An 8640-nucleotide genomic window follows, 5' to 3' on the forward strand; every position below is an offset into this window, starting at 1 on the left:
GTGTTCCACAATTTTAAATTCTATTTTTTTATTTTTTAAACGCTATTTTCAATTCAGAATTTGAGTGAGTGAGCAATTTTTTGCAACGTTGTTGTATATGGTTTGTTGCGTGTTTCAAGCACCTAATTTAGTAAATAATTACCGACCAAGAAAGTCCGCGAGGACTTTCGTAAGTAAGCGAGAAGCCAGCAATAAATTATATACGGTGTTAGGCAATCGTACTTTATTCACCGTTTAGTCCTTTCCAATGCAAATTATCTTTTGTTTCAATGTATTCAAGTAGTTCACTTATTGCATCTTCAATTTGTAATATTTTATCATCGTGTTGCTGTACTTTCTCAAATTGATTTTGATGAGAAAACCAATGTAATAATTTAGTATTATATAATGGTTTGTCGTCAGGGTTGAAAATTTGTTTTACTCGATTATCAACCTCATTTACACTTGGATATTTCATTATTGTATACAATTCAAGAAATCTACGGACTGCATTCGGTAAAATTAATAAATTCGTAAAGTTTTCTTTATCTTCTAAATCATTAAACTCTTTAATTATATGAAATAGTCCAACATATTCAGATTTATATGAACTGAATGCTTTTGGTAATTTTTTAATAACGGAATTGTTATTATCATTTCTTTTGATAAAATATAATGGGCGATTCTTTTCTGCCGTATCTTTATTTATTCTACCCATAAGCTTTGTATCTAACATAACTGAGAAAAACTCAAAATTATGTGTTGAAATAAAAAGTTGAGCAAAATCTTTTATTTTGAAAAAATTATGTAATAGCAATCTAACCTGGAAAATATGATTACTATCTAAACTTGAAATTGGGTCATCTATAAATACAATTGTTTTATATAATTTTGGTGGTTCGTCATCTCTTAATGATTTAAGTTCCGTTAAAAAATAAGCAAATGCAATTGCAGACTTTTCTCCTTCACTTAAATTACTGGCTAAATGTCCGCTTCTTTCAAGTGTAAATTTATCTTCTTTTATCTCGATTCTAATATCATTGCGATGCAGTAGAATTTCTAATATGTCGTTTAATTCCTCTTGTCCTTTTACGCTACTTTTTAATTGTGTTTCAAGAACTAATTTATCAACATTATTTGTTGAAATTATAGAATTAATATTAGAAATTATTTGTACGGATTTAATTTTATTAGATTCTTTTAGATTATAATTTTCCGTTTGTAAATATTCAGCGATGTAATGATTTAAGATTTCACTTATTGATTTTGCTTTGTTTTCATCAAATTGATTTAACCAATCATTATGAGCTTTTATTGAACTTTCAATATTGTCAAACTCTTTTTTTAAAGTTATAATTTCAATTTCTGTTATTGGAATATTATTAAAATAATTAGAAGCTTTACGTTTCAAGTCTTTTTCTAATATTATTAATTGAGCTTTATATTGATTAACAGTTTTAGAGTAAGCACTAATTGAGTTTTCATAATCCTTTTGATAACTATTTTCTAAATTCTTTTTATCAGGAAATTGGATATTTAGTTTATCATTTTCTGCTTTTAATTCTTTTTGAACAGATTCAATTTCATTTTGGATTTCTTGAAGTTTCTCAGAATAGTATAAGTTTAAATCACTTATTCTATTCTTTGGCAACGGATTTGTACAAAATTTACAATCAGTTTCATTTTCGTGTAGTTTGATTCCTGCCTGAACCCAATTGAATAATATTTTATTTTCGTCTAATTCTGGTAATGGAATTGATTTAGGTGCAGAATCTTCTAAAATGGATTTCACTTTATTAGCAAGTGTTTCTAACTTTTCTATAAAGCTAAAATTTTCTTTTTGAAGCTCAAAAGTGTTTTCAGTTATTGCTTTTGATTTTGTTTTTTCTTTTTCTATGTCGGATAAAATATATTTTGATAAGTCAGACTTAACTTTATCTGTAATTTGTTGGATTTTAGCCTTATTTAAATTGTTTTGGTCAAGTTTATTATCAAGGTAATTTTCTCTTATTTCTTTTGCTTTTATTGTGAATTTTCCGTTTTTTTTATTGTAATTACTAAATTCATCAACTATTTTTTGATAACGATTATCCCTAATGTTTTCTAATTGTATTATCTTCTTATTTAGTATTTTGATTTTGTTATCCAGTTCGCCTGATGGATCTCCAAGATAAAATGAAATTGGTTGAATGTTCGAGTTAGGTAAATCGAAAGTAAAAATTCGTTTAATATAATCTGAATTAAATACTTTTATATCATAAGGAAAGTTTTCTAAATCATTTTGAGTGTGATTTAATTCGGTATTGTCCTTTTTAGTTGTAATGTCAAATTCTGAACCTGAAAAATGTTTGTTTTTATCTCTAAATTCTATAGTTTGAAATAGTTTTGATAAAGTAGTTTTACCTGAATAATTCCAACCATAAATTAAGTTTTTCTGTTTAAAATCATCTAATCCATTCCAAGAAAAATCCTTATATATACCAAATTTTTTAAGCTTGTTAATTTTCGTAATCATTTTTTCTTGATGTGGTTTTTTTGCGTAATCGTGGGTATGTTGCCTAACGTTGTTGTGTTATGGAAAGTTGCGTTTAAAGTGAACGGCTATTTTCCGCAGGAAAATTGTTGTTTACAAAAATGCAACTACTTTTGGTAAAGCACTAATATAGCAATTTTTTATACACGGTGTTAGCACCAGTTAATTTTCATAATATTCAATTTTCCGTTCTTTTCTAATTTTTCCACTTTCAGATTTTAACCAATTTTTATTATAATCTAATTCATAAGTGAAGTTTTCAGTTTCTGTTATTTTTCCCTCGTAATATTTTTCCTTTTTGATAATATTTCCTTGATTATTATGATAAAAAACTTCTCCAAATTCAGATTTTGAGAAAGACCTTTTTTTCAATATTTTCTTTTTATTTTCTTGAGGATATATTTTTATTTCTCTGGTTGTATCTGGATTCCCTCGCAAATATTCCTTTATAATTGTTGTTAAACTGTCTGGGTAATAGAATTTAAAAGTTCTCAAACCGTCCGAATTCAAGTATTTGAAATTTTTCTCAATAATCTTTCCAGAAGAATCTAATTTGAAATTAGTTATACTATGAAGTTTATTTTCATAATATTCCTCTTTTTTCAATAAACCAAGATTATTATAAATGTATAAATTCGTGTTAGTTGTATCTCCGTCTGAAATTATTACTTCTTTTTCTAAATTATTCTTATTGTCGTATTTGAAAAGTTTTTCTCCATATGATAAATTGGGTTCAAAGCGGAATTTACTTTTTTCAATAATTCCGTCTTTTCTGTAGATTTCCAATTCTACCGATTTTAACGTGTCATTTTTAAAAGTTTTAGTTTCAATACTTTTTACTTTTCCAAATAATTTGCTTTCAATAAATTCCGAATTCGTATTTTCAGATTTTTTATTACAAGAATAAAATAACCCAAATAAAAGCAGAAATTTTATTAAAATGCTCGATTTCATAATTGGTGCTAACGTTGTTGTATATGGTTTGTTGCGTGTTTTAAGCAACTAATTTAGTAAATAATTACCGACCAAGAAAGTCCGCGAGGACTTTCGTAAGTAGGCGAGAAGCTAGCAATAAATTATATACGGTGTTAGCTGTAGTTTTTATTCCACTTTGTAACGAACAATGACTTCATTATCCAAAACGACATTAGTAGACCAAATAAATTCAGCACCTTTTCCACTAAATTTTTCTATGAAGTTCATATATGCTTTTTTATTATTTACTCCTATTTCATCTTCAGTATATGTGGTCGCATTTGGCCATTGGCTGTCATTGAAAGTAACGTCAAAACTATTTTCTGGAATTTTCCAATGAATACCGTAAAATGCTGTTCCATTATCAACTCCATCTGTACTGCAATTTGAAGAGATTCTTTTTTCTCCAATTTCACTTAAACAACTTAAATCACTAATAGGTGCAGTATAAAAAGTTTGTGCTTTCCATTTGCTATTTGTAATAGTCCCATCACTAAAGCTGGCTATAAAACCTCCATCTCCAGGATGAAAATCTTTTCCTCTATTATTTTCTGAACCTAAACCTAAATGTTCTTCCCAATCTATTAGTTTTACTGCAATTGTATAAGGTTTTTTTACTTTGAATTTTACAATGTTTGAATTAAATGGTGTAAAAGGTACTGGGTCAACTGCTATTAATTTTCCGTTAATGTAAAGTTCAAAATAATTATCCGCAAAAAGATAGCCTGTAATGATTTCTCCGTCCGAATCTATCTCAAAGACAGGAACGGAATTCATATCTATTTCTGAAAGATTATTTGGTGTTATAGAGTTACATTCATTATATAAATCAGAAGCTTTGGTCGATTCGTTGAAATGATTAATTCCGGGAACTGTCCAACTATTTCCTAAATCATCTTTTATTTCTCCAACTCCTGAAATTCTGCTACCTCCTCGATTACAAGAAATAAGACTTTTAATTTGTGTTTCCGCTAATCCTTGGGTTACGTTTCCTGTTCCATTGTAAATTTTTTCGTTAGTTGTTTCTTTAGGAATTGATTCATTAGTTGATGATTTTGCGTTTTTTTCCTTACAACTGATTATCGTAATTAATAGAAATAGAAATAAAATGTTATTTTTCATTATATGAGTTTTTTTAAATTACAGCTAACGTGGTTGTGTATTGAAAGTTGCGTTGTTTAAGCAGTGAATTTACTAAATAAAACACAGAGAAAAAAATATGCGAGTATTTTCTTAAATAGGCTAGAAGTAGCAATTTTTAATACACGGTGTTAGGTGTAGGTAATTTGATTTTCGAGTTTTTCTAAATTAAATTCCTGTTTTTTTAAATTATAGTTTTCTTAATATTTCTTCTTTATCTACTTTTCCTAAGTTGTCTTAAACATCAAGATTTTAGTCTTTCGTTCAGTTTAGTGGAGTTTGATTTTCGCTTTCTTACTATTTCATCTTAATCTACTTTTCTAACATTATCTTAAACATCAAGATTTTAGTTTTTCGTACAGTTCAGTAGAGTATGATTTTCGCTTTCTTAATATTTCCTCTTTATCTACTTTCTCTAAATTGTCTTAAACATCCAGATTTTAGTCTTTCGCACAGTTTAATAGAGTTTGATTTTCGCTTTCTTACTATTTCAACTTTATCTACTTTTCTAACATTATCTTAAACATCAAGATTTTAGTTTTTCGTACAGTTCAGTAGAGTTTGATTTTCGCTTTCTTAATATTTCAACTTTATCTACTTTTTCTAAATTACCTTAAACTTCAAATATTTTTTTTCGTACAGTTCAGAAGAGATCTTTTTTATTTTCTTAAGATTTTAAATTTTACTTCTTATTCAATATTTTATTTTGATTTTAAGATTCATTTTTCTTTAAAATAAATGTATTTTGATGTCTTAAAATTTATTTGTTGAGGTTCGATTTTACTTACACCTAACGTTGTTGTGTATGATTAGTTGCGTGTTTTAATCACTAAAGTTAGTAAATAAATCACAGATAGAAAGTTCGCGAGAACTTTCGTAAACTGGCTAAAACCAGCAATTAATTATACACGGTGTTGTAAGCTGTTTTTTTAAAATGGTATAGAATCAATTCTTTCATATAAAGCTTCATTTCCATTAAATGATTTTATTTCTCCTTCAAGGTTTTTGTAATAAACGGTCTCTCCTTCTACAGTGATTAATTTGCCTATTTGTTTATGATTATTACCACTATCAAATAATTGATTTCCACTATGAAATTTGTGTCCGTTAATTTTAAATTCAGCTATTTCTGGCTTTCTATTGAAAGAAGAAGGATTTTCATCTCCTTCTATTTTTGCAAGCCTTTTAGATATGTCATTTAACGCACTTAAAACTAAATTTGATTCTTTAGAAATTTCATAATTTTCAGGAAGAACAGCAGGCTTAATAGATAATAATTGAATTAATGAGTTAATATCGTCTTTCTTTGATTCTGTTGTTTCTTTCAAAGTTTTTGAAATACTTTCAATTTTAGTTTGGACTTCATCTATTCTTAAATTCTCATCATAATCGATGGTTCTCAAACCTTGTATGTCAAATATTCTTGAGGTTTTATTATCTTTAATCAAGACTGTTTTTTTATTAAATGCTTGTCTTATACCAAGTTCGTACATAACGTTTGGGTTTTTAGCACTTAAATCACATAAAACAATATCTGATTCCAATATTTTCTTAATTATATCTATTACAATATGATTAGTTTTAACTTCATCATCTGCTCTAATTGGAATAAAACCAGCACTTTTGCAGGCAGGAATTATCAAATGTTTATAGACTCTTGTAAAATGACCTTTTTCATATCCTTCCTGATCAGATATTGGCATAATTACGAAGCAGTATTTTTCTTTATTCATAATGTTTTTCTAAAATTGCTTACAACGTTGTTGTGTATGATTAGTTGCGTGTTTCAAGCAGTGAATTTACTAAATAAAGCACGAACGGCGAAATTCCGAAGGAATTTCCCAAGTGAGCTAAAACCAGCAATTAATTATACACGGTGTTGTAAAACGTACTTTACTCACTCTGTTTGTTTTTTACTAAATTTATTTGCCAAATCAGCCTTTCGTAAGAACCATTATCTAATGCCCTTTGTCCAGTTAGCATACTTGTAAAGAAAAAGGGATTATTTTTATAAACATAAGTTCCGAATTCTTCGTTCCATATAAAATCATAACCAATCCAATGAGTACTTTCATTATTCGGTTTTTCTTTATGATATTCTCCCAATAAGTCTCTTGCTAAAGTATTATTAACAACAAATATTCTCGGTTTCTTTTCGTCAATTATTTGGTCAAGTACAATTTTAGAAATCATACATTGTTTGTATATAAAATCTTTTCCACGTTCAGTTTTTAGTAAACTTGCAACTTTCTTTTGGTTAGTTTCTCGGTTATAAAGCAAGTCTAAATGTCCCCAATTTAGTCCAGTTTTTTCCGCAACATCAAAGAATTTTTTGAAATAACGATAATCTTCATTAACATCATAACTCAATTTATGAAATTCGCAGTTTATATCATTTTTTTCAATTAGTTGCTCTTTTACTTTGTCAGTCATTGATGGATTAATTCCGATGAAAACTAATCCGTCTTTTGGGATTTCCGCAATCGAATTTGGTGAAAATTGACAATAATCTTCGTTTCCAAATTCGCTCCAAAGAGTATTTATTTTGTCTTTTACTAAAAGTTCAATGTTAATCACAATGTTTCTTGGGTATGTTTTACAACGTTGTTGTATATGGTTTGTTGCGTGTTTCAAGCAACTAATTTAGTAAATAATTACCGACCAAGAAAGTCCGCGAGGACTTTCGTAAATAGGGTAGAAGCCAGCAATAAATTATATACGGTGTTGTGTGTAGGCTTTTATTCATTCCTGAAATTTAATTCTTTAACATAATTAGAAGTTCCTTTTTCGTAATCTTGAATTTCTCTACCAAAAAACTGTTTAAATCCACTTACTAGATTGTCATAAATTTCGGGTTTATTAGGATTTTTCCAATTCACAACTTCAATTTCTGTATCTTTATCTACCATTCGAGATAATAATTGTCTCATTTCAAAATCTGCTTGTGGTAACGAATAACCTATAAAAACAATTTTTTTCGCTTCTGATAATTCAATTCCTGCATTTTGCCAAATGATTTTATATTGCGGATTAGAAAGGTCTTTTAAGAATGTAGGCATTATTAAATTCGCGTTTAGAAGATGTGATTTGTACTTTCCAAAATTCTTATCACAATGTAAACAAGATGGTTTGTTTACAGTAGAAAAAGGATTCATTGCGATCTTTTGGTTGAATTTCACGTATATTCTTTGACATCTTGGACATTGTAACCAATTTAAAGAACCGTGTAATTTTAGGAGCTTTACGTTATACCCTCCTTTACCTAATATTTCAAGTCCAGGTTTGACAGTTTCGTCATTCTTGTCATAAGAACTGATGTAACAGCAATAGTCAACAACTCCAAGGTCATTTGATTTTTTTATTGAGTTGTAAATTGAGTTATCTAATAAAATATCCCAATTTGTACTTATCACAGAAACTAAATCCGTTTTTCTGTAATTATGATTCAATCTTTTTTTAGATTCATTTACTAAATAATCAGCAAAGTTATCAATATATTTTTTTTGCGATAACTCTAAAATGTGCTGTAGAGCCATACCAATAAGTTCAAATATTAAATTCCTTTTTTGCTTTAATTGAGTTACTGATAAATCTCTAAATGACATATTATCTGCGATACAACTATCTAAAGGTGTAAAAATATCTTCTAGAGGAATTGTTTCTTGTAATTCTGTTGGTATTCCTAAAGTTTTAGTTAAAAATTTTTCAAATTCCTCGAACTTGTTTTCATTGAAAACGTTTGGTCTTGTTTTATGAATTCTGAAAATTTCGCTTACTAATTTTTCTTGAGTAGGTGCGTTTGCCTCAACTGAAAAACCGGCTCCAAGAATATATACTGTTTTTGTCTTTTTAATTTTTGTCATAGTTCGGTTTTTAGCTTACACACAACGTTGTTGTATATGGTTTGTTGCGTGTTTCAAGCAACTAATTTAGTAAATAATTACCAACCAAGAAAGTCCGCGAGGACTTTCGTAAGTAGGCGAGAAGCCAGCAATAAATTATATACGGTGTTG

At 28.1% G+C, this 8640-nt stretch carries 6 protein-coding genes; all 6 read right to left on the reverse strand.

The genetic code is table 11. The annotated features are described in order from the left end of the window. Nucleotides 1–223: 223 nt before the first annotated feature. The 6 genes from MPF19_RS18485 to MPF19_RS18510 all read right to left on the reverse strand — a co-directional run bounded on the left by MPF19_RS18485 (nt 224) and on the right by MPF19_RS18510 (nt 8490). Entirely contained in the window at nt 224–2494 is a 2271-nt protein-coding gene (locus tag MPF19_RS18485) for an AAA family ATPase (RefSeq protein ID WP_249989761.1), read from the reverse strand. Between the two features lie 180 nt (nt 2495–2674). Then, nucleotides 2675–3466, reverse strand: coding sequence for a hypothetical protein (locus MPF19_RS18490; protein ID WP_249989762.1), 792 nt, complete (start codon nt 3464–3466; stop codon nt 2675–2677). 147 nt (nt 3467–3613) lie between these two features. Next, a complete protein-coding gene (locus MPF19_RS18495; protein ID WP_136582692.1) occupies nt 3614–4609 on the reverse strand; it encodes a hypothetical protein in 996 nt (331 codons plus the stop codon). 947 nt (nt 4610–5556) lie between these two features. Further along, nucleotides 5557–6360, reverse strand: a complete 804-nt coding sequence (locus MPF19_RS18500) for a hypothetical protein (protein WP_249989763.1) — start codon at nt 6358–6360, stop codon at nt 5557–5559. Nucleotides 6361–6520: 160 nt separating this feature from the next. Beyond that, complete coding sequence (locus tag MPF19_RS18505) at nt 6521–7261, reverse strand: hypothetical protein (protein WP_249989764.1); 741 nt, start codon at nt 7259–7261, stop codon at nt 6521–6523. A gap of 104 nt (nt 7262–7365) precedes the next feature. Further along, the gene (locus tag MPF19_RS18510) at nt 7366–8490 is read right to left on the reverse strand and encodes a hypothetical protein (RefSeq protein ID WP_249989765.1); all 1125 of its coding nucleotides are present in this window, start codon (nt 8488–8490) and stop codon (nt 7366–7368) included. Between the last annotated feature and the right edge of the window lie 150 nt (nt 8491–8640).

The sequence above is a fragment of the Polaribacter sp. Z014 genome, assembly GCF_023555435.1.
Classification (GTDB): Bacteria; Bacteroidota; Bacteroidia; order Flavobacteriales; family Flavobacteriaceae; genus Polaribacter.

What these genes read in the sequence shown, in the direction of transcription:
- MPF19_RS18485 (WP_249989761.1), bottom strand. Translation starts at nt 2,494, where the DNA reads ATGATTACGAAAATTAACAAGCTTAAAAAATTTGGTATATATAAGGAT.
- MPF19_RS18490 (WP_249989762.1), bottom strand. Translation starts at nt 3,466, where the DNA reads ATGAAATCGAGCATTTTAATAAAATTTCTGCTTTTATTTGGGTTATTT.
- MPF19_RS18495 (WP_136582692.1), bottom strand. Translation starts at nt 4,609, where the DNA reads ATGAAAAATAACATTTTATTTCTATTTCTATTAATTACGATAATCAGT.
- MPF19_RS18500 (WP_249989763.1), bottom strand. Translation starts at nt 6,360, where the DNA reads ATGAATAAAGAAAAATACTGCTTCGTAATTATGCCAATATCTGATCAG.
- MPF19_RS18510 (WP_249989765.1), bottom strand. Translation starts at nt 8,490, where the DNA reads ATGACAAAAATTAAAAAGACAAAAACAGTATATATTCTTGGAGCCGGT.